Here is a 20,452-nt window from a genome sequence, read left to right on the forward strand (position 1 = left end):
GCGCCCGCGGCTCGCCCGCCCCGCACCCCGACCGACCGGTACCGGGGCGCACTCCCCGCTGCCGGGCCGACCGCGCGCCGCGACGCGGCGTCCGTTCACGGCCCGAGGCTCACGGCGCGGCGAGCTTCTGCACCCAGATCGTGCCGTCGGGGCCCGGGACCGACGCGACTCCGGTGTCGCGGTACCGGCAGTTCAGCATGTTCTCCTCGTGCAGGGACCCGTCGGTCCAGTCCTCGACGACGGACGCCGGGTCGTCCGCGCCGCGCGCGAGGTTCTCCGCCCAGGCCGACCAGGAGTACCCGGCGGCGGTGATGCGGCCGTCGGCGTACTCGCCCTCCGGGCTGCTGTGCCCGTAGTACCCGCGCGCCGCCATGTCACGGGCGTAGGCGCGGGCCGCGGCGGCCAGCCGCGGGTCGGTGCGCAGCGGGCCGCAGCCGGCCGCGGCGCGCAGCCGGTTGACCCGGGCGGTGACCTCCTCCTCGGGGGTGGGCGCGGGCGTACGGCGCGGGGTCGGCCGCACCGTCGGTGACGGCGGGGGCGTCGTGGTGACCGAGGGTGACGGGGACGGTGGCGTCGTGGCGGGGGTGGGCGGCGGCGTCGTGGGGACCGGCGGCGCCGCGACGGGCCGGGCGGGAGCCACCCGGGCCTCGGTCTGTCCCGGTACGAGCAGGGTGACCGCGCCGAGGACGGCGACCGCCGCCGTACCGGCGAGTGCGGCGCGCCGCAGCGGCGTCCAGCGCCCGACGGGGGCGGCGGCGAGGGCGGCGCCGCGCGCGCCCTCGGCCGCGGACACGGCGGAGACGGCGAGCGGTGGGACGAGGCCGATGCCGACGAGCAGGCCCTCCACGGGGGCGAGGCCGCCGAGTCCCGCCGGGCGTCCGGCGCACCGGCCGCAGCTCCGCAGGTGGCGGGCGACGCGTTTGCGCCACAGCGGGGACGGCCGGCCGTCCCAGGCCCGCAGCGCCTCGGCCAGCTCCGGGCACGGCGGGTCGGCGTCCAGGGCGCGGACGACGGCCCGGCCGGTCTCCAGGCGCTCCTTCATCCGCTGGATGCGCACGGCGGCGTGCTGCGGGGAGATGCCGCCGAGGCCCTCGGCGAGTTCGGCGCGGGTCAGCTCGCCGGCCGCTTCCAGCCACCACAGCGCGAGGAGTTCGCGGTCCTCGTCGTCGAGCCAGCGGGTGGCGCGGGCGACGTCGCGGCGCTGCCCGGAGAGGCCGAGGCGCAGGATGGTGAGTTCGGTGAAGTCGCCGCCGGCCGGGTCGGCGAGGTCGGCGGCCCGGTCCAGGCCGGGGAGGGGCGCCTGCTGCCGTTCGCGCCAGCGGCGCCGTACGCCGTTCATGGCGATGGCGACGAGCCAGGAGCGGAAGCGGGCGGGGTCGCGCAGGCCGGTCAGGCCGTCGAGGGCGCGGACCATCGTCTCCTGGACGATGTCGTCGGTGTCCGCGTGGCCGTCGAGGGCGCGGCCGACGATGTTGTGGACGAGCGGCAGGTAGGCCCGTACCAGCTCGTCACGGGCGCGCGCGTCGCCCGCGCGCGCCGCCTCCACGAGCAGGACGGTGCGGTGCTCGTCGTTGTGCATGGGTGGTGCTCCCTCTTCCCTGGACCGAGTTCCCCGGTGAGGAGACCCGTGGGAGCGGGAGGGATAACACTTCTCCACGCCGTCCGCAGGGCGTTCCGCACGTGTCCGCCCGGTGTGCCGGGCGGGCCGGTGCGGCTACCCGGTGACGTGGGGCAGGGTGGGGACGGTCGCCCCTCTCCCCGCCCGTACGGCCTCGACGACCGCGTCGTGGAGCTCTCGGCTCTCCTCCTCGGTGGCGCACGGAACGGGACTTCCCGACATGGTGAACCAGTCGGATGCGCCGCTGTACTGCACGGCCACGCGTGCTTCCCCGTCGGCCCAGGTCGTGTGCACGGTCATGTCGCCCGTGACGGCCCCGGCCTCGTCGGTCAGCACCCCACCTCGCCCGGTGTAGACACCGGCGGTCGTCCATGATGCCCAGCTCATCCATCCAGGTTCACACCAGGACGTCGAGCGCGCCACCGACGGGACCGCCCCGGCCGGATTGCCTCCGGCCGGGGCGGTTCGGGTCTCGTCCTGGATCAGGCGAGGGAGGCGACGGCCTCGTTGAACGTCGCGGACGGACGCATCACGGCCGCGGCCTTGGCCGGGTCGGGCTGGTAGTAGCCGCCGATCTCGGCCGGGGAGCCCTGGACGGCGTTCAGCTCGTCGACGATCTTCTGCTCGTTGGCGGTGAGCGTCTCGGCGAGCGGGGCGAAGGCCTTCGCCAGCTCCGCGTCGTCGGTCTGCTTGGCCAGCTCCTGGGCCCAGTAGAGGGCCAGGTAGAAGTGGCTGCCGCGGTTGTCGATGCCGCCGACGCGGCGGGTCGGCGACTTGTCCTCGTTGAGGAAGGTGCCGGTGGCGCGGTCGAGGGTGTCGGCGAGGACCTGGGCGCGGGCGTTGCCCGTGGTGGTCGCGAGGTGCTCGAAGGAGGCCGCGAGGGCGAAGAACTCGCCGAGCGAGTCCCAGCGGAGGTAGTTCTCCTTGACGAGCTGCTGCACGTGCTTGGGGGCGGAGCCGCCGGCGCCGGTCTCGAAGAGGCCGCCGCCCGCCATCAGCGGGACGACCGACAGCATCTTGGCGCTGGTGCCCAGCTCCAGGATCGGGAAGAGGTCGGTCAGGTAGTCGCGCAGGACGTTGCCGGTGACGGAGATGGTGTCCTCGCCGCGGCGGATGCGCTCCAGGGAGAACTTCGTCGCCTCGACCGGGGAGAGGATCTTGATCTCCAGGCCCTCGGTGTCGTGCTGCGGCAGGTACTCCTTGACCTTGGCGATCAGCTGGGCGTCGTGGGCGCGGTTCTCGTCCAGCCAGAAGACGGCCGGGGCGCCGGTGGCGCGGGCGCGGGTGACGGCGAGCTTGACCCAGTCCTGGATCGGGAGGTCCTTGGTCTGGCAGGCGCGGAAGATGTCGCCCTCGGCGACCTCCTGCTCCAGGAGGACGGTGCCGGAGCCGTCGACGATGCGGACGGTGCCCGCCGCGGCCATCTCGAAGGTCTTGTCGTGGGAGCCGTACTCCTCGGCCTTCTGCGCCATGAGGCCGACGTTCGGGACGGAGCCCATGGTCGACGGGTCGAAGGCGCCGTGGGCGCGGCAGTCGTCGATGACGGCCTGGTAGACGCCCGAGTAGCTGTGGTCCGGGAGGACGGCGAGGGTGTCGGCCTCCTGGCCGTCCGGGCCCCACATGTGGCCGGAGGTGCGGATCATGGCCGGCATCGAGGCGTCGACGATGACGTCGGACGGCACGTGCAGGTTGGTGATGCCCTTGTCGGAGTCGACCATGGCGAGGGCCGGGCCCTCGGCCAGCTCGGCCTCGAAGGAGGCCTTGATCTCGGCGCCGTTCGGGAGGGCGGCTAGACCGTTCAGGACCGTGCCGAGGCCGTCGTTGGGGGACAGACCGGCGGCGGCGAGGGCCTCGCCGTACTTCGCGAACGTGTTCGGGAAGAAGGCGCGCACGACGTGGCCGAAGACGATCGGGTCGGAGACCTTCATCATCGTGGCCTTGAGGTGCACGGAGAAGAGGACGCCCTCCGCCTTGGCGCGGGCGACCTGCTCGCCGAGGAACGTGCGCAGGGCGGCGGCGCGCATGACGGCGGCGTCGACGACCTCGCCTGCGATGACCTTCAGCGGCTCGCGGAGCTCGCTGACGGTGCCGTCGGCGGCGGTGAACTCGAAGCGGAGGGTGTCGTCCTGCGCGATGACGACGGACTTCTCGGTGGAGGCGAAGTCGTTCTCGCTCATCGTGGCGACGTTGGTCTTGGACTCGGGGGTCCAGGCGCCCATGCGGTGCGGGTGGGTCTTGGCGTAGTTCTTGACCGAGCCGGGCGCGCGGCGGTCGGAGTTGCCCTCGCGCAGGACCGGGTTGACGGCCGAGCCCTTGATCTTGTCGTAGCGGGCGCGGACGTCCTTGTCCTGGTCCGTCTTCGGGTCGTCCGGGTAGTCCGGGAGGGCGTAGCCCTGCGCCTGGAGCTCGGCGATCGCGGCCTTCAGCTGCGGGATCGACGCGGAGACGTTCGGCAGCTTGATGATGTTGGCCTCGGGGCGCTTGGCCAGCTCGCCGAGCTCGGAGAGGGCGTCGCCGATGCGCTGGCCCTCCTCCAGGTACTCCGGGAAGACGGCGATGATGCGGCCCGCGAGGGAGATGTCACGCGTCTCGACCGTGACGCCGGCCTGCGAGGCATACGCCTGGATCACGGGCAGGAACGAGTACGTCGCCAGGGCGGGCGCCTCGTCAGTGTGGGTGTAGATGATGGTCGAGTCAGTCACCGGGTGCTCCGCTCCACGTCTGCGTATGCGAGATTGCTCGACATCAAGATATCTCGTGATCGCGGTCCTCGGTAAAGGGCCCCACGAGCATCCCGTCCTCGGGTGCCCCGGAGGCCTCCACGAAGGGTCCGCCGAGCCGGTACGGGACGGGGCCGCCGTCCAGGTCGACGTGGCGGAGCACGAGCAGCAGCGCCAGGCCGCAGGCGGCGACCACCCCGGCGGCGACGGCCTGGCCGCAGCGATGGGCGAGCCTCAGGTCGGCCGCGTCGTAGGGGGCGGTGGCCGGCAGGCCGAGCGTCTCGCCGAGGAGCATGATCCCGGCGCCGAGGCCGGCCGCGGCGACGAGGGCGAGGGGCACGGTGACGAACAGGCCGCGCGCGGCCTGGCCGCCCCGGCGGGCGGGGCGGACCCTGCCCCTGCGGGCCACGAGGGCGAGCAGTCCGCCGAAGACGGCGAGGACGAGGAGCGCTGCGGCCACGACGTCGCCGGGCCGGTGGTCTCCGGCGGCGACGGTGTAGGCGCTGACGGCGACGGCCCAGAGGGTGGCGGAGCCCACGGCGAGGCCGCGCTGCCGGTGGGGGACGACGAGCACGAAGCCGAGGGCGATGCCGAGGGAGAGGGTGGTCTGCGCGCTGGGGAAGCCGCTCGGCGCGAGGGCGGCGGCTCCTTCGGTGACCGGGGGCCTCGGCGCGTACCGCTGGAGCGCTCCGGTCAGGGCGAGGGCCGTGACGACGCCGCCCGCCGCGAGGCCGGTGGCGGCGTACCGCCTGCGCAGCACGCCGACGGCGGGCAGCAGCACGGCGCCGACGACGAGCGAGAGGGTGACCATCCCGGCGAGCGAGGGGTGCTCGCGGATCAGGGTGGCGGCGGTCGTGTCGGCACGTCGGCCGACGACGGCGGCGTCGCCCCAGCGGCGGCCGGTGGCCGTGAGGACCAGGCCGGCGTAGACGACGGTCAGGAGCAGGACGGCCCCGAGGCAGGCACGCCGGGTCCGGGTGCGGACGCGGGTGCTGAACGAGCCGGCGGCCTCGCCGGCCACGGCGGCGTACCACCAGGTGTCCCCGGTCTCGATCGGCCTCGGGGAGCCGTCGGCGCGGGGCCTGTCGTAGGAAGCCATGCCCCGATTCGAACCCACGGGCGGCCGCGCCGCCCGCTGGAGTCACCCGAACGACACGCCGGGGCCCGGCGCGGCCCTCGCGGGGCGGGGTGGTGTGCGTACGGGGCGGGGCGGCGCGCGTGCGGCGGAGCGGGCACGGGGTCTGTACGGCGGAGGGGGCGCGGGGCCTACGGCAGAGGGGGCGCCGGGCGGGGAGGGTCACGCGCGCGCGAGGTCGGCGGCCGTGGGGGCGCGGGTGCGGCGGCGGGTGCCGTAGAGCATGAAGGCGGTGTTGACGAGGGCCACGTGGCTGAGCGCCTGGGGCATGTTGCCGAGCTGCCGGGCGGCCGCGGGGTCCCATTCCTCGGCGAGGAGCCCGACGTCGTTGCGGACGTCGAGGAGCCGCTGGAAGACCGCCCGCGCCTCGTCCAGACGGCCCGTCATGGCGAGGGCGTCCGCGTACCAGAACGTGCAGGCGAGGAAGGCCCCTTCGGTGCCGCCGAGGCCGTCGACCTCGTGCGGCCGGCCGTTCGGCGCCCCGTCGTAGCGGCGCAGGAAACCGTGGTCGTCGAGCCGGTCCATGGCCCGGACGGTGCCGAGGACCCGGGGGTCGTCGGCCGGGAGGAAGCCGAGGCGCGGGATGAGCAGGGCGGTGGCGTCGACGCGGCGGCTGCCGTAGTACTGGGTGAAGGAGCCCTGTTCGCCGCTCCAGCCGCGCGCGCAGACCTCCGCGCGGATCTCGTCGCGCAGCGCCTGCCAGCGGTGGACGGAGCCGCGCAGTCCCGCGACGCGGGCGAGGCGGACGGCCCGGTCGGCGGCGGCCCAGGCCATCACCTTGGAGTGGACGAACTGGCGGCGCGGACCGCGCACTTCCCAGATGCCCTCGTCGGGTTCCCGCCAGCGTGCGCCGAGGTACTCCAGGAGGGAGGCGACCAGGGCCCAAGCGGGCGCGCGGAGCGTGAGTCCGGCGCGCACGGCGGAGTAGAGGGTGTTGAGGACCTCGCCGTAGACGTCGAGCTGGAACTGGTCCACGGCGGCGTTGCCGAATCTGACGGGCCGTGAGTTCTCGTAGCCGGGCAGCCAGTCGGCGTACGTCTCGGGGAGCCGTCGCTGGCCCCCGACCCCGTACAGCGGCTGGAGGTCGGCCGGGTCGCCCGCGACGGCGCGCAGCAGCCAGTCCGTCCACGCCAGGGCCTCGCGCCGGCAGCCGCCGCGCAGCAGGGAGGAGAGGGTGAAGGTGGAGTCGCGCAGCCAGCAGAAGCGGTAGTCCCAGTTGCGCCGGCCGCCGGGGCACTCGGGCAGCGAGGCGGTGGCGGCCGCGACGACGCCGCCGGTGGGGGCGTAGGTGAGGGCCTTGAGGGTGACGAGGGAGCGGATGACGGCCTCGCGGGCGGGGCCTTCGTAGAGCAGTCCGGCCGTCCAGTCCCGCCAGAACGCGAGGGTGCGGTCGAGGGCGCCGGTGACGTCGGCGGGCGCGAGCGGGGGCGGGGCGGGTGCGTGGGAGGGGCGCCAGCCGAGGACGAACGCCACGCGCCGCCCGGCCGGGACGGTGAAGGTGGTGGTGCTGCCGTCGGGGGTGACGGTGAGGTCGACGCCGGGACCGCAGGTGAGGTAGGCCGCGTCGGGCCCGGCGACGGAGGCGACGGTGCGGGGGTTCAGGGCGCGGGTCCAGGGGGTGATGCTGCCGTGGTGGAAACGGAGTCTGACCTCGCCCCGCATGACGACCCGTCCGGAGAGGCCCTCGACGACGCGCACGATCCGCGGTCCGCCGCCGCCGTCACCGTCACCGACGGCGGCAGCGGCGCCGTCGGTGCGCGGCGGCATGAAGTCGGTGACGCGGACGGCGCCCGATGCCGACTCCCAGACGGTGTCGAGGACGAGGGTGTCCCCGCGGTAACTGCGGCGGCTGCACCGGCCGTTGCCGAGCGGGGCGAGGAGCCAGCGGCCGTGGTCGGGGCGGCCGAGGAGGGCGGCGAGGCAGGCGGGCGAATCGAAGCGGGGTGCGCACCACCAGTCGACGGACCCGTCGGTTCCGACGAGTGCGGCCGTCTCCAGATCACCGACGAGGGCGTAGTCCTCGATTCGCCCCGGCATGACGGAATTGTATTCCGGCCGGGGGCCGCGCGCAGAAGGGGAATTCCGTTCCCGGCCCGTCCGGGAAACCGGTCCGCCGTTTTTCCGCGGGCGCGTGAAGCGCCGTCGGTGAATTCCTTCGCGGTAATCCGCATGGCAATTCCGAGTTTCTTGACGGGGTCGCCCCGCTCGCAGGAATCTGGAAGGCGGACGTGTCCTGGTCGTCGCGGTACGGCCGGGCGACGGGGGCGACTCGGGCGCGGCACTCGGGCGGCTGCTCGACCGGGCGCCGCCGAGCGGGGCGGACGTCGTCGTGGTGGGGGCGCCCGCACCGGACGGGGCCGTGCGGCGCGGCCGGTCCGTGCGGGCGCTCGGCCCGTGGGACTGCACGCGCGGCGACGTACCGCATGCCGGACTGCTCGCCGCCACCGGCGATCCGGTGGTCGTCATGAACGCCGACGGCACGATGTCGCCGCACGAGATCCCGCATTACCTGCACTATCTCGAAAGCGGTTGCGACTTCGTCAAGGGATCCCGTTTCATCGCGGGCGGCGACGCCGCCGACTATCCGCTCTCCCGGCGCGTCGGACACCGCGCACTGCTGCGGGTCGCGCGCCGGCGCCCGCATCCTGGGCACGCTCCTTGAGGAGCGGCCGCACAACGCCGTGGTGCGGCTCGCGCGCCGCTCCCGGGGACCCGCACGCCCGTCCGGGAACTCCTCCGGCCGACGACAACCCTCCGGTTGACGACACCTCCCCGGAGGTGCTAACGGTGGAAACAGCATCATTTCAGGATGAATCAGACCTTTGGCAGGGTCGTCAGCCGGAAGTCGTTCCCCGGAAGGCTCGTCGTGACCCCCACTCCCCTCGGCCGCGCACAGGCGGCACCCGGACCGCATCCCCTGCGGCGGGTGACCGACTGGCCCTCGGCCGGGCCGTGGCGCCGGTCCCCCCGCCCCGCCCCGCGCACTCCGGCCCGCCACCCGGCGCGCCGCGCCTCCGACCGGTGCCGCGCCGCCACGCCGCCCCGGCACCCGGTCTGCCGCCCGCGCGGATCGACCCGCCGCCACCGCGCCCGTACGACCCGTTCCGGTACGGCGCGCCGCAGCGGGCCCTCCGCACCGGACGGCTCCGCCGGAGCGGATGACGCGGCCGGCGGAGACGGCGGGGACGGCGCGGGCACCGCGGGTGACGCCCCCGGACCCCACCCCACGCGGCGCCACGGTCCCGCGCCCCACGCCCCGCCTCCGTACGCCCTGAACCACCGCGCGACCGTCCCGCGCCGCGCCCTCCTCCGAGGAGGCGAGGCGCGATGACCACCGCACGCGCCGTACCCACCGCACGCGCCCACGCCCCGCTCCCCCGGTCGCTGATCCGCCCGCCCGTGGAGCTCGAACTCCTCATCCCGGCCTACAACGAGCAGCGCAGGCTGCCCTCGACCGTGGCCGCCACCATCGACTACCTCGCCTCCCGGCCCTGGTCCTCGGCGGTCGTCGTGGTCGACAACAACAGCGTCGACGGCACCCACGACATCGCGACCCGCTTCGCCGGCTCCCCGGTGCCCGTCCACGCGATCGGCTGCGCCGACCGGGGCAAGGGCGCCGCCGTCCGGCGCGGGATCGCGACCTCGTCGGCGCGCTTCATCGGGTTCGAGGACGCCGACAACGCCACCCCCGTCGAGACCCTGGACCGGGTGATGGAGCTGCTGAGGGCCGGGCACGGCGCGGTCATCGCCTCCCGGCACGCCCCCGGCGCGCGCCGCGACGTCGAGCAGTCGCTGCTGCGGCGCGGCGGCGGGCTGCTCTTCCGGACGCTCGCGCACCTGTCGCTGCCCGGGGTCACCGACACCCAGTGCGGCTTCAAGTTCTTCCCCGGCCCGCTGGCCCGGTCGATCGCGCGCGACTGCCACGTCGACGGCTTCGCGTTCGACGTGGAGCTGCTCGCCCGGGTCGTCCGGTCCGGCCGTGACGTCGTCGAGGTGCCGGTGACCTGGCACGACGTACCCGGCTCGACGTTCTCCGCGCGACGCGACGGGCTGCGCTCCATGACCGATCTCCTCCGCATCTCGCTCGGCCGGTGATTTCCGTGACCGCTCTCGACCGGCTCGCCCGCACGGACCTCGCGTTCCTCAACTGGCGCGACCCGGCGCACCCCGACGCGGGTGGCGCGGAGGCGTACTGCTGGGAGATCGCCCGGCGGTTCGTCGCCGCGGGGGCCCGGGTCACCCTGCTCTCCTCGCGGTGTCCGGGCGCCCCCGCCCGGGAGTTCCGCGAGGGCATCAGGATCGTGCGGGGCGGCGGGACGTTCGGGGTGTACGCGGCGGCCGGTGCGCACCTGCTGCGGAACCGTCACGCGTACGACGCCGTGGTCGACTTCCAGAACGGCATCCCGTTCTTCTCACCGCTCTTCACGCCCCGCTGGACCGCCGACGTGTGCGTGATCCACCACGTGCACCAGCACCAGTTCGACGTGCGGTTCCGCTGGCCGATGAACGCGGTGGGCCGCGCCCTGGAGAAGCAGGTGAGCCGGCTGGTCTACCGGGGGCGGCCCGTGGTCGTCGTCTCCCCGTCCACCCGCGAGGGCACCCGGCGCGAACTCGGCTTCGGCAACCCGATCCACATCGTGCCCAACGGCAGCCCGTACGAGCCGGCGGCCGAGCCCCTCGGGGAGCGCTCGGCGACGCCCGCCGTCACCGTGGTCAGCCGGCTGGTCCCGCAGAAGCGGGTCGACCTGATCCTGCGGGCCCTTCCCGCGCTGCTGCGCCGGCTGCCGGACCTCCGGGTCGACCTGTGCGGGGACGGGCCCGAGGCGGGGCCGCTGCGCAAGCTCGCCGCCGACCTCGGCGTCGCTCCGGCCGTCGTCTTCCACGGCCACGTGCCGGAGGAGCGCAAGCGGGAGCTGTTCCACCACGCCTGGCTGACGGTCGTCCCGTCGGTCGCCGAAGGCTGGGGCCTCACCGTCATCGAGGCGAACAGCGTCGGCACCCCGGCCCTCGCGTTCGACGTGCCCGGGCTGCGGGACGCGATCCAGCCGGGCGTCAACGGCCGGCTGCTCGGCCCGGACGAGGACCTGGCGACAGGGATCGCCGACGCGCTCGCCGAGCTGGCGACGCCGGCCGTCCGCCGGGCGGCCGGGGCCCGGTGCCGGGCCTGGGCGGCCGCGTTCTCCTGGGACGACAGCGCGGAACGGCTCGCCCAGGTGATCCTGGAGGACCTCCAGCGCATCCACCGGCACCGCCGGTCCCGGCGCCGCGCCTGCGACCTGTCGGTGCTCACCCGCTTCGCCTCCTCCGATCCGGACGGCACCGAGCGGGCGGTGCGCACCTCCCTGCGGGAGACGGACGCGTGGAGCCGCGACGGGGACACCTTCCAGGTGCTGCTGCACGGCTGCGACGAGGTCCGGGCGCTGACCGCGCTCGCCCGGCTCGACGTCCGGGACGCCGAGATCACCCTGGCGAGCGCCCAGGACGTCCTCGTGGGCGGGCCGCGTCCGCCCGCCCCGCGCGAGGCCGGGCCGTGAGCACCGTCGGCCCCGTGGCACCCGTGACGCCGCCGCCGGCGCCGGCCACCGCCCCCGTCCACCGCGACGAGGTCACGGCGGTGCACGGCGCGCGCTGGATCGCGACGGCGGCGGTCGTCGTGGGCGCCGTCAACTACGCGTACGCGCTGGTCCTCACCCGGCTGCTCGACGTCGCCGGGTACGCCACCTTCGCCGCGGGTCAGGGGCTCGTCGTGTGCGCGTCGGCGGTCGCCGTGGTGACGGTGCCGTGGATGCTGGCGCAGGCGCTGGCGCGGGCGGGCTTGGACGCGGAGCGGACGGACGCGGTGCGGTTCGCCGTGGTGACGGCGGTCTCCGGCGGGGTGGTGGCGGCGGTCGTGGTGGGCGTGGTGGCGGCGCAGTTCGCCGGGAGCTGGTCGATCGCCGCCGTCGCGGGCAGCACGCTGCTGGTCTATGTGACCCGGGTGAGCGCGGGCTGGCTGCAGGGCACCGAGCGGCTGCGGACCCTGGCCGTCCTGCACGCCCTCGAAGCGGTGCTGAAGCTCGGGGTGGGCCTGTTCCTGGTCACCGCGCTCGGCCTCGGCGAGGCGGGCGCCCTCGCGGCGTTCGGGATCGCCGTCCTGCCGTACGTCTTCGTCCGGCCGCGCGGGCCGCGCGGCGGGGCCCGCCGTCCCTGGCGCGCGGTGAGCGCGGACCGCGAGCTGTGGCGGCGGGCGGTCGGGGTCGCCTCGCTCCAGGGCGTGGTGGCGCTCCTCGCGGCCGTGGACGTCGTACTGGTCGCGGTGCTGCCGACGGACCGTGCGGCGGCGGCCAGTTACCAGGCGGCGGTCATGCTGGGCCGCGTCCCGATCTTCCTCGCCGGCGCCGTGTCGATCGCCTTCCTGCCCGCGCTCTCGCGCCGGGCGGGCGGGCATCCGATGACGGGCGGCGCGCTGCGGATGTACCTGACGGTGGCGCTGCCCGTGACGGTGGTGGCCGCGACCGTTCCGGGCGCGGTCCTGACGGCGGTCTTCCCGCCCGGGTACGCGACGGTGGCCACGCTGATGCCCTGCACGGCGACGGCGGGGCTGGCGCTCGGCGCGCTGGCGCTGCTCGTGACCTTCGCGCAGGCCGTGAACGACTACGCGTGCCTGCGGACGCTGCTCGCCGGCCTCGTCCTGTACGTGGCGGCGCTCGGCTGCGGCTGGGCGGCGGGCGGGGTGGTCGGAATGGCCGTCGGCGGGCTGTGCGGGACGGTGGCGGCGCTCGCGCTGCTGGCCGTCCGGCACGCCCGGCGGTACGGATTCGGGGGCGCCGACCGGCCCCCCGGGCGGGCGGTCAAGCCGGGGCGGGTCGAGGCGGCGCCGGTCGAACCGGGGCCGGCGGCCAAGGCGGCGCGGGTCGAGCCGGGGCGGGCGGTCGGGCTGGTGGTCGTGCCGGTGCTGGTGGTCGCCGGGGCCCTGGTGGCGCTCCGCCCGTACCCCGTCGCCTGGCTCGCCCTGGCGGTCGCGGTGTCCGGTTTCGCCCTGTGGCGCTTCTTCGGGCGGGGCGGCTCCCCGGTCCCCGGGGCCACCAGCACCGGCCCGGACCACCCGCCCGGCGTTCCCACCGGTGCCGGTGCCGGGGGCGCGGCGGGCGGCGGGGCAGCTCCGTCCCCGGCCCCGTCCCGCGCCCCGTCCCGCGCCGTGGTCCCCGCCCCGGTTCACGACGGGCGGGCCGTGCCGCTGCTCGTCGAGGCCGTGTGGCGGGGCCGCGTCCGGCCGGCCGGAGACGAGGAGCTGCGGGCGGCGCTGGCCGCGGCCCGGCTCAACCAGGTCGAGGGCAGGCTCGCCCGCGCGTACCCCCGCCAACTGGCCGGGACGCTCTGCGAGGTGGAGCTCGCCACCGGGCTCTTCCGGCGCAATCTCGTGGAGTCCACCGGTCTGCTGCGGGCCGCGGGCATCCCCACGGTCCTGATCAAGGCGGACCTCGGCGGCGACTACGTGTACGGCAACTTCGACCTGGTGATCCCGCCGGGACGGCTCGCGGCGGCGCAGGACGCGCTCACCGGCTGGTACGCGCACCGGTCCACGTACTGGCTGGAGCGGACCAGCAAGGTCCTCCTGGAGCCGCCGACCGGTCCGGCCGCCCATCTGCACGGCTCCGTCTCGTGGTTCGGGGTGCCGGTGGTGCCCACGGAGCGGCTGTTCGCCCGCGCCGAACGAGCCGACGGCAGCGGACGCGCCGACAGCGGCGGACGCGTCGACGGCGCCGGACGCGTCGACGGAGGCGGCTGGCTGACGCCCTGTCCGGCCGACCGGCTGCGGATCTGGCTGGCGCACGCGCTCTTCCAGAACCTCACCCTCGACCTCTCCGAGCTCCTCGCGCTGCGCGACCTCCTGGACGGCGACGTCCTGGCGGAGGCGCGGGCCGAGGCCGCGCGGGAGGGCTGGAGCGCGGGCGGGGCGGCGGCCCTCGCGACCGCCGTGGACGCGATGGCCCGGCTCGACCGGGGCGAGCCCGTGCCGCTGCCGCTGCCGCTGCCCGTCCGGACGTCGCTGCGCGTCGGCGCCGAGCACTCCGGCCACCTCCTCGGCGACGGCCGGGTGCGCGCGGCCGCCCGCGAGGCGGCCCTGCGCGTGCCGCTCGTGGTGACCAAGCGACTGCGGAGGCGAGTGCCATGACGACCTCTCGGCGTCCCCTCCTGGTCGCGGTCTCCGGACCGGACGGCGCGGGCAAGTCCTCGCTGGTCCGCCGGGTCGGCACGCTGCTCGGCGAGCGCGGCTTCGCGGTGGCGACCGTGCACTGCTACGGCTGCTTCCTCTGCCGCAGGTTCCCGGTTCCCCCGCGGGTGAGGGCCGCGGAGGAACCGGGTCGTCCCGCGCCTCCGGGATCGGGGACGCCGGGTGCGCGGGACCCGGGCGCGCAGCGCCCGGGCGGGGACGAGTGGGCACGACCGGCCGGACGTCCCGAGCGCCGGGGGCGCCGGACGCGTCGTGCCCACGCGTTCCTGGACGCGGCGGAGCTCTCCACGCGGATCGCCGCGGCCCGGCTGCGGGTCTCGGCCCGCGCCCGTGGGCGCGAGGCCGTGGTCGTCACGGACCGGGGGCCGCTGGACGGCCTGGTGAAGTTCGACCCGCCGGCCCGTTCGCGGGCGGCCCGCGCCTTCCTGCGGATCGCGGACCGCTACGGGCTGACGCTGCTCGTGGAGACCGGTCCCGAGACGCTCCGCGGCCGTGGCTGGGAGGAGACGGCGGGGCCTCCGGCGCTCTGGTGGGCCCGCTACCGCGCCTGGTCGGGGCGGCTGCCCCGGGTCGCGTCCCTCGACGGGGAGCGCGCCCCCTCGCGCGTCGCCGCGACCGCGCTCGAGCTGGTCCTCGACGCCGTACGGAAGCGGGAACGGGACGCGGCGGGCCGCAGGCACGTGGTGGTGTCGGTCTACGACGACGCCACGAACTCCGCCTACCGGGGCGGCGGCGCCCTCGTGGTGGCGAAGATCGCCGAAAGGCTCTCCGAGGACTTCCGGGTGACGGTCGTGACGGCGGGCCGCCGCCGCGGCAGCGAGGACCGCGACGGCATCCGGTACGTACGGCTGCCGGTGTGCGGGGCCGGGCCGCGCGCCGGGCAGCTGCTCTTCCTGGCCATGCTCCCGTTCGCCGCCCGGCGCATTCCGCACGACCTGTGGCTGGAGAGCTTCACTCCCCCGTTCTCGACGAGCTTCCTGCCGCTGACCACCCGGGCGCCGGTCGTCGGCATCGACCAGGGCCGCAGCGCGGAGGCCCTGTGGCGCCGCTACCACCTGCCGTTCTTCCTGGTGGAGCGGCTCGGGCTGCGCTGCTACCGGCACCTGGTGACGATGAACGCGGCGGACGCGGCGGTGGTGCGGCGGCTCAGCCCCCGGGCCACGGTGCAGGTGATCGCGAACGGCGTCGAGCCGCACCGGATCGACGAGGACCGCACGGGGTCGGGCCGGTACATCCTGTTCCTCGGCCGGATCGACACCTGGGTCAAGGGGCTCGACCTGCTCCTCGACGCGTACGACCGGGCCGCGCCGCCCCTCGACCTGGTGCTGGCGGGCGGCGGCACCCCGGCCGAGGAGCGCCGGCTCGCCGCGCTCCTCGCGGCGCACCCGCGGAACACCGCCCGCTCGAACGGGTCACCGCCGCGGATCCGGTGGGTCGGGTACGCCGGTGAGGAGCGCAAGCGGCTGCTGCTGCGCGACGCGGCCTTCCTCGTGGTGCCCTCCCGGCACGAGACGTTCGGGCTCGTGGCCCTGGAGGGCATGGCGTACGGCAAGCCGGTGCTCCACTTCGACCTGCCGGCGCTGCGCTGGATGCGCGACGGCGGCGACCTGGCCGTGCCGCCGTTCGACGCGGCGGCGTTCGGGGAGGGGATGCGGGAGCTGGCCACCGACGCGGCGCTGCGGCGCCGCCTCGGCCGCCGCTCGGCGCTGGCCGCCCGGCACTACACCTGGGACGAGATGACGGGCCGCTATCTGACCCTCGCCCGTCGCCTCCTGGAGACGCCCGCCCGTCCGCGGCGGCCGAGGAAGAGGGGTGCGTCATGGCAGACGACCCGCTGACCGGATTCGTCCGGACCGTCGTCGGGTCCGGTGTGCCGGTGCTCGTGCTCTCCCCGCACCTGGACGACGCCGTCCTGTCCTGCGGAGCGCTGCTCGGCTGGGCGGGGCGGAGGGCGCCGGTGACCGTGGCCACGTTGTTCACGGAGGGGGCGCCGCCGCCGTACACGCTGTCGGTCCGGCGGTACCTGAAGCAGACGGGGGCCGCCGACGCGGAGGAGCTGTTCGCCGCGCGGCGGGCGGAGGACCGGGAGGTCCTCGCGGCGCTCGGCGTGGGGCTGCGCCACCTCGGGCTCGTCGACGGGCTGTTCCGCCGGCTGCCGCGGCCGCGGCCGGGCACGCGGGTGCTCGCCCGGGTGCTGCCGGAGGTCGCGCACGTCTACCCGACGTACCGGCTGCACCTGTCCCGCGGCCGGGTCTCGGCGCACGACGAGGGGACGCTGACGGCGGTCGCGGAGGCCGTGGACGCGCTGCTGCCCGCGCCGTCCGGGGGCGTGATCCTCGCGCCGCTCGGCGTGGGCGGCCACGCCGACCACGTCCTCGCGCGGACCGCGGCCGAGCGCAGCGGGCGGCGGGTCGTGTACTACAGCGACTTCCCGTACGACCAGCGGGCGGAGGCGGACGCGCGGTTCACCGAGCGGTACGGGCTGGTGGCGCGCCGCTGGGAGCGGGGCCTCGACCGCAAGGCCGAGCTGATCCGCGGCTACCGCACGCAGGCCGACGCGCTGTTCCCCGGGGGGCGCGTGCCGCGCGCGCCGGAGGTGTACCTGCTGCCAGCGGAGGACGGACCGTTCGTCGGCTCCCCCCGTACCTCCGCCGCCCACCGGTCCGCCGACACGGCTCGTACCGCCCGCACCGCCGGAGGTGCGTCATGACCCTTCCGCGCACTCTGCCCGCCACGGTCGAGGGGCCCGCCCCGGCGGAGGTCCGGCCGCGCGGGCGGCAGCACCGGCAGCCGTCGGCCCGGGTGTACGCGGCGTTCGCCGCCGTGGTCGCGACGACGCTGCGGCTCGTCCACATCGGGCGGTCGGGCGACCTGTTCGTCGACGAGGCGATCTACCGGCAGCTGGGGGTCAGTGCCGGTCAGGGCGGGTTCCCGCGCACCGACGAGGGCCTGTTCTTCCTCCATCCGCCCGGCCACTTCTACGTGGAGGCGGGCTGGATGCGGCTGGTCGGCGAACACCAGGACGTGATCGCGGGCGTGCACTCGCTGCGCGTCCTCAACGCCCTGCTCGCCGGGGTCACCGCCGCCCTCCTCGTCCTCCTGGTCGCCCGGGTCCGCTCGCGCGGCGCGGGGCTCGCGGCCGGGCTCGTCTTCGCGCTGGACCCGTTCTGCGTCCGCCAGAACGACCGGGTGCTCCTGGAGACCGGCACGATGGTGTGGGTCCTCGCCGGATACCTGGTCCTGGTCGGCCTCACCCGGCCGGACCCGCCGCGCCCCCGCGCCCGGGCGGTGATCGCCGGACTGCTCCTGGGCCTCGCGGTCCTGACGAAGGACCACGCGGCGCTGATCACCGTGCTCCCGCTGTTCGCGGCCCTGGTCCTCGGCTGGGGACCGCCCCGCCGCCTGGTGGCGCTCGCGCTTGCGACGACCGTCGCCGCGTACGGGGTGTACGTGTCGCTCGTCGCGGGCTTCGGGCACGCGGGCGCGTTCTGGGACGCCAAGACGCACGGGGTGCGGCGGCTCTTCGGGGCCGTGCAGGAGACCGGTTTCAACGCGCCGGGCGCGCCCTCGCTCCGGGACCGGCTCGTGGACGAACTCCCGGGGTACACCACGACGTACCTGCTGCTCGTGCTGGCCCCGGTGGCGCTCTTCCTGCTGCTGCGGCGGCGCGAGCCGGTGTACCGGCTGCTCGCGCTCTTCCACGCCTCCGCGATCCTGACGCTCGCGTACGCGGTGGGGGTCGGGACGCTGGAGGAGCAGGCCCTGTACCTGCTGTTCGTGCCGAACCTGGTGGCGCTCGCCGTGACGCTGCCGGTCCCGCACGCCCGGCGGCGCGGGGCGGGACTCGTGGCCGGTGGGCTGCTGCTCGCGTTCCTCGCCCTGCCGGCGGCCTCCTACGCCCAGGACCGGGGGACGGCGGACGACGGCTTCGCGCGGCTGCGGGCGTACATGCTGGCCCACGTCCCGGCCGGCAGCGGCGTCGTCACCGTGGACGGGCAGCGGACGGCGGGCGTGACGGCCTGGGCCCTGGAGGACACCTATCGGCTCGGCCACTGGACGACCCCGCCCGAACGGGCCGCCCAGGAGGCCCGGTACGTGATCGTGCCGTGGCGGGTGGTCGACCAGGGCTACGGGCGCTCCACCCCCGCGGAGGTGCGGGAGCTGACGGACGGGCTGCGGCCGCTGTTCGTCTTCCACGGGCCGACGTACGGCACGCTCGCGCTGTACGAGCTGCCGCTGCCGGGCGGCACCGGCGACGCGTTCGTACGGCAGGACCCGGCGGCTCCGGTGCTTCCGGCTCCGGTCCCCGCGCCGGTCCGAGCGCCCGTCCCGGCGCCGGTCGTGGTGCCGGGCCCGGTACCGGGTTCCGTTCCGGCACCGGTCGTGGCGGAGGTGCCGCGTGCGCCACGGTGAGCGGCCCCGTGTCCTGCTCCTGACCAGCAGCCCGCTGGACGGGTCGGAGGGCTGCGACGTACGGCTCGCCTCGGACGTGCTCGCGGCCCTGCCCGAGGTCGACTTCGTGTGGTTCTCCCAGTGGCCGAGGCCCCGGCAGGCCTCGCCCGCGCGCGGGCGGCCGGTGCGGATCCTGTCCCGTGACGGGGTGCCGCACGTGCCCGAGCGGGTGCAGGCGGCGCTCGCGGGGGCGGTGTTCGCCCGCCGGGTCGACCTGGTGCACGCGTTCCTGACGGTGGGCCGCGGCTTTCCCGCCTTCTCGTGGCTGCGGCCGCTGCTCCTCGGGGCGCGGCCCGTCGTCCACACGGTGGCCGGGGTGATGGACTCCGGGCTGCTGCGCCATCTGCGGCCGCTGGGCACGACGGTGGCGCTCTCGGAGTCGATGGCGCGCCGGCTGCGGGCGGCGGACTTCGGGGACGTGCGGGTGATCCCGCCCATGGTGCAGCTCGCCGAGTGGCCCTGTCTGCCGCGCCCGCAGGGCCGGCCGGTGGTGCTCTTCGCCGGACACCACGACCCGTACGGCGGGGCGGAGATCGCGATCGACGCGGCGGCGGAGGCGGCGCGGGAGGGGGCCCGCTTCCGGCTGGTCCTCGCGATGCGCGGCCGGCCGGGGCAGGACCGAGCGGCGCTCGACGAGGCGTTGCGGGAGCGGGCGGGGACCGCCGGGCTCACCGACGTCGAGGTCCTGGGCTACGTCGACGACATGCGCGCGCTGCTCGCCTCCGTCCACGTGCTGCTCTTCCCGCCGGCCCGGCTCGGCGGCAAGGCGGCGGTGCCGCTGACCGTGCTCCAGGCCCTGGCCACGGGGCGGCCGGCGATCCTCAGCGACCTGCCGGAGTTCGCCGACTTCGGGCACGCGGTGCTGCGGGCGCCCGCCGGTGACGACCGGCGCACCGGGCAGCAGTTGGCCTGGCTGCTGGGCCAGCCGCGTTCGTGGGACGTGCTCGCCGAGCGGGGCAGGACGCTGGTGGAGGACCACTTCGGCCCGGAGCGCTTCGCCGCCCGCTACGCGGCGCTCTACCGGGAGCTGCTGCCATGACGACGGCCCGGGGGCGCGGCCCGCTCACCGGAGCGGTGGTGTGGGTGGCGCTGACGGCCCTGCTGCTCCTGGGAGGGTGCGGGGAGACGCGGCGGGACGCCCCGGAGACGGATCCGGGCCGGTACTGGTACGGCACGCTCCAGACCGACCCGGAGAAGGCCGGGACCGAGTACGAGCACGGCATCCGGGTGGCACACCTCCAGATCGACTGGGGGCGGTTCGAGCCGGAGCGCGGCCGGTACGACGAGGAGTACGCGCGGGAGGTCACGGAGCGGCTGCGGACGTACCGGGAGGCGGGGCTGCGGGTCGAGGCGGGCCTCGGGCTCAACCATCCGCCGGACTGGATGGCGGACGCCTTCCCGCGGTCGGTGTTCCGCAACCAGTACGGCGAGCGGTCCACGGAGACGCCGAACATCGTCTTCAGCGAGCCCGTGCGGGAGCAGGTCGCCGCGTACGTCCGGGCGGTGGACCGGCTGGTCGGCCTGGACGGCTTCTGGGCGGTGCGGGTGGGCGTGAACGAGCACGGCGAGTTCACCTATCCGGCGCCGCTGTCGGAGGAGGAGGCGGAGTTCTGGGCGTACGACGACCACGCCCAGGCGAGCAGCCCCTTCCCCGGCTGGCGGCCCGGCGAGCGCACGTACCGCGGGGAGCCGTTCACCCGCGCGCAGGTGGCGCGCTGGTACGACTGGTACGCGCGGTCGCTCGCGGACGCGGTCAACTGGCAGCTGGGGCTCTACGAGGAGCTCGGCTACCGGGGGCTGCTGAAGGTCCTGGTGCCGGGGGCCGGTTTCTACCCGTCGGACCTGCGGGCGGCGGTCGCGGCGCGACTGGAGGACTCCCCCTCGGTGCGGCTGGTGGGGCGGGCCGCGGGGTTCTTCGTGACGCTGCCCCTGGTGGAGCGGCGGGACGAGGTGCGGATCGTGACGACGGCGCTGGTGGACGGGACGGGCGACCCCGACGACAACGGCTGCGCGCCCGGGGACGCGGCGGTGGACGTGGCCGCCCCGGACGAGGGCGTGGTGCGGGACTGGTCCTCGGCGCGCTGGGTGGTGGCGGTGGCCCGGGCCGCCGGCTTCACCCGGCTGACCGGGGAGAGCGCGGGCCCGCAGGTGTCGCCGTACCGTCCGGGGGTGACGGAGAGGGCGTTCGCGCAGATGGCGTCCTGCGGTCTCGAGGGCATGATGTGGGCGTTCGACCGGCAGCTGTACGACGGGACGCCGGGCTCCTCCCTCGCCGAGTACGCGGAGACGATCCGGCGTCACCCCTGATCCGG

Annotated in this window: 14 protein-coding genes; 9 read left to right on the forward strand and 5 right to left on the reverse strand. The window is 75.8% G+C overall.

Features of this window, described 5'->3' with window-relative positions:
• Positions 1–109: 109 nt before the first annotated feature.
• The 5 genes from ACWDVG_RS22115 to ACWDVG_RS22135 form a co-directional block, all read right to left on the reverse strand.
• Complete coding sequence (locus tag ACWDVG_RS22115; protein ID WP_451701060.1) at positions 110–1,579, reverse strand: sigma-70 family RNA polymerase sigma factor; 1,470 nt, start codon at positions 1,577–1,579, stop codon at positions 110–112.
• Between the two features lie 135 nt (positions 1,580–1,714).
• The gene (locus ACWDVG_RS22120; protein WP_451701061.1) at positions 1,715–2,005 is read right to left on the reverse strand and encodes a hypothetical protein; all 291 of its coding nucleotides are present in this window, start codon (positions 2,003–2,005) and stop codon (positions 1,715–1,717) included.
• Between the two features lie 95 nt (positions 2,006–2,100).
• Positions 2,101–4,320: an NADP-dependent isocitrate dehydrogenase gene (locus tag ACWDVG_RS22125; protein WP_451701063.1), complete on the reverse strand. Its 2,220-nt coding sequence runs from the start codon at positions 4,318–4,320 to the stop codon at positions 2,101–2,103.
• A 43-nt stretch (positions 4,321–4,363) separates the two neighbouring features.
• Positions 4,364–5,437, reverse strand: a complete 1,074-nt coding sequence (locus ACWDVG_RS22130; RefSeq protein WP_451701064.1) for a phosphatase PAP2 family protein — start codon at positions 5,435–5,437, stop codon at positions 4,364–4,366.
• Between the two features lie 198 nt (positions 5,438–5,635).
• On the reverse strand, positions 5,636–7,510 hold the full coding sequence (locus ACWDVG_RS22135) for a glycoside hydrolase family 15 protein (protein ID WP_451701065.1): 1,875 nt from the start codon (positions 7,508–7,510) through the stop codon (positions 5,636–5,638).
• A gap of 292 nt (positions 7,511–7,802) precedes the next feature.
• Here ACWDVG_RS22135 and ACWDVG_RS22140 point away from each other — a divergent pair, with 292 nt between their 5' ends.
• The 9 genes from ACWDVG_RS22140 (at position 7,803) to ACWDVG_RS22180 (ending at position 20,447) form a co-directional block, all read left to right on the forward strand.
• Positions 7,803–8,135 (forward strand): glycosyltransferase, encoded by a 333-nt coding sequence (locus ACWDVG_RS22140; protein ID WP_451701066.1) that lies wholly within the window; start codon positions 7,803–7,805, stop codon positions 8,133–8,135.
• 665 nt (positions 8,136–8,800) lie between these two features.
• A complete protein-coding gene (locus ACWDVG_RS22145) occupies positions 8,801–9,568 on the forward strand; it encodes a glycosyltransferase (RefSeq protein ID WP_451701067.1) in 768 nt (255 codons plus the stop codon).
• A gap of 5 nt (positions 9,569–9,573) precedes the next feature.
• A complete protein-coding gene (locus ACWDVG_RS22150) occupies positions 9,574–11,007 on the forward strand; it encodes a glycosyltransferase family 4 protein (protein WP_451701068.1) in 1,434 nt (477 codons plus the stop codon).
• Positions 11,008–11,021: 14 nt separating this feature from the next.
• Entirely contained in the window at positions 11,022–13,628 is a 2,607-nt protein-coding gene (locus tag ACWDVG_RS22155) for a hypothetical protein (protein ID WP_451701069.1), read from the forward strand.
• Positions 13,625–15,526 carry a glycosyltransferase gene (locus tag ACWDVG_RS22160; RefSeq protein WP_451701070.1) on the forward strand — a complete coding sequence of 634 codons (1,902 nt, stop codon included), beginning with the start codon at positions 13,625–13,627 and terminating at the stop codon, positions 15,524–15,526. The genes ACWDVG_RS22155 and ACWDVG_RS22160 overlap by 4 nt, the downstream gene beginning before the upstream one ends.
• A complete protein-coding gene (locus tag ACWDVG_RS22165) occupies positions 15,508–16,398 on the forward strand; it encodes a PIG-L deacetylase family protein (protein WP_451701071.1) in 891 nt (296 codons plus the stop codon). The genes ACWDVG_RS22160 and ACWDVG_RS22165 overlap by 19 nt, the downstream gene beginning before the upstream one ends.
• On the forward strand, positions 16,395–18,101 hold the full coding sequence (locus ACWDVG_RS22170; protein ID WP_451701072.1) for an ArnT family glycosyltransferase: 1,707 nt from the start codon (positions 16,395–16,397) through the stop codon (positions 18,099–18,101). The genes ACWDVG_RS22165 and ACWDVG_RS22170 overlap by 4 nt, the downstream gene beginning before the upstream one ends.
• On the forward strand, positions 18,088–19,179 hold the full coding sequence (locus tag ACWDVG_RS22175; protein ID WP_451701073.1) for a glycosyltransferase family 4 protein: 1,092 nt from the start codon (positions 18,088–18,090) through the stop codon (positions 19,177–19,179). Before ACWDVG_RS22170 ends, ACWDVG_RS22175 begins: the two co-directional genes overlap by 14 nt.
• Complete coding sequence (locus tag ACWDVG_RS22180) at positions 19,176–20,447, forward strand: beta-galactosidase (RefSeq protein ID WP_451701074.1); 1,272 nt, start codon at positions 19,176–19,178, stop codon at positions 20,445–20,447. The genes ACWDVG_RS22175 and ACWDVG_RS22180 overlap by 4 nt, the downstream gene beginning before the upstream one ends.
• Positions 20,448–20,452 lie beyond the last annotated feature (5 nt).

Source organism: Streptomyces sp. NPDC003327, from assembly GCF_053589515.1.

Excerpts from the sequence above, each read along its gene's own strand:
- ACWDVG_RS22115 (WP_451701060.1), bottom strand. The coding sequence starts at position 1,579 with ATGCACAACGACGAGCACCGCACCGTCCTGCTCGTGGAGGCGGCGCGC.
- ACWDVG_RS22120 (WP_451701061.1), bottom strand. The coding sequence starts at position 2,005 with ATGAGCTGGGCATCATGGACGACCGCCGGTGTCTACACCGGGCGAGGT.
- ACWDVG_RS22130 (WP_451701064.1), bottom strand. The coding sequence starts at position 5,437 with ATGGCTTCCTACGACAGGCCCCGCGCCGACGGCTCCCCGAGGCCGATC.
- ACWDVG_RS22135 (WP_451701065.1), bottom strand. The coding sequence starts at position 7,510 with ATGCCGGGGCGAATCGAGGACTACGCCCTCGTCGGTGATCTGGAGACG.
- ACWDVG_RS22145 (WP_451701067.1), top strand. The coding sequence starts at position 8,801 with ATGACCACCGCACGCGCCGTACCCACCGCACGCGCCCACGCCCCGCTC.
- ACWDVG_RS22160 (WP_451701070.1), top strand. The coding sequence starts at position 13,625 with ATGACGACCTCTCGGCGTCCCCTCCTGGTCGCGGTCTCCGGACCGGAC.
- ACWDVG_RS22165 (WP_451701071.1), top strand. The coding sequence starts at position 15,508 with ATGGCAGACGACCCGCTGACCGGATTCGTCCGGACCGTCGTCGGGTCC.
- ACWDVG_RS22170 (WP_451701072.1), top strand. The coding sequence starts at position 16,395 with ATGACCCTTCCGCGCACTCTGCCCGCCACGGTCGAGGGGCCCGCCCCG.
- ACWDVG_RS22180 (WP_451701074.1), top strand. The coding sequence starts at position 19,176 with ATGACGACGGCCCGGGGGCGCGGCCCGCTCACCGGAGCGGTGGTGTGG.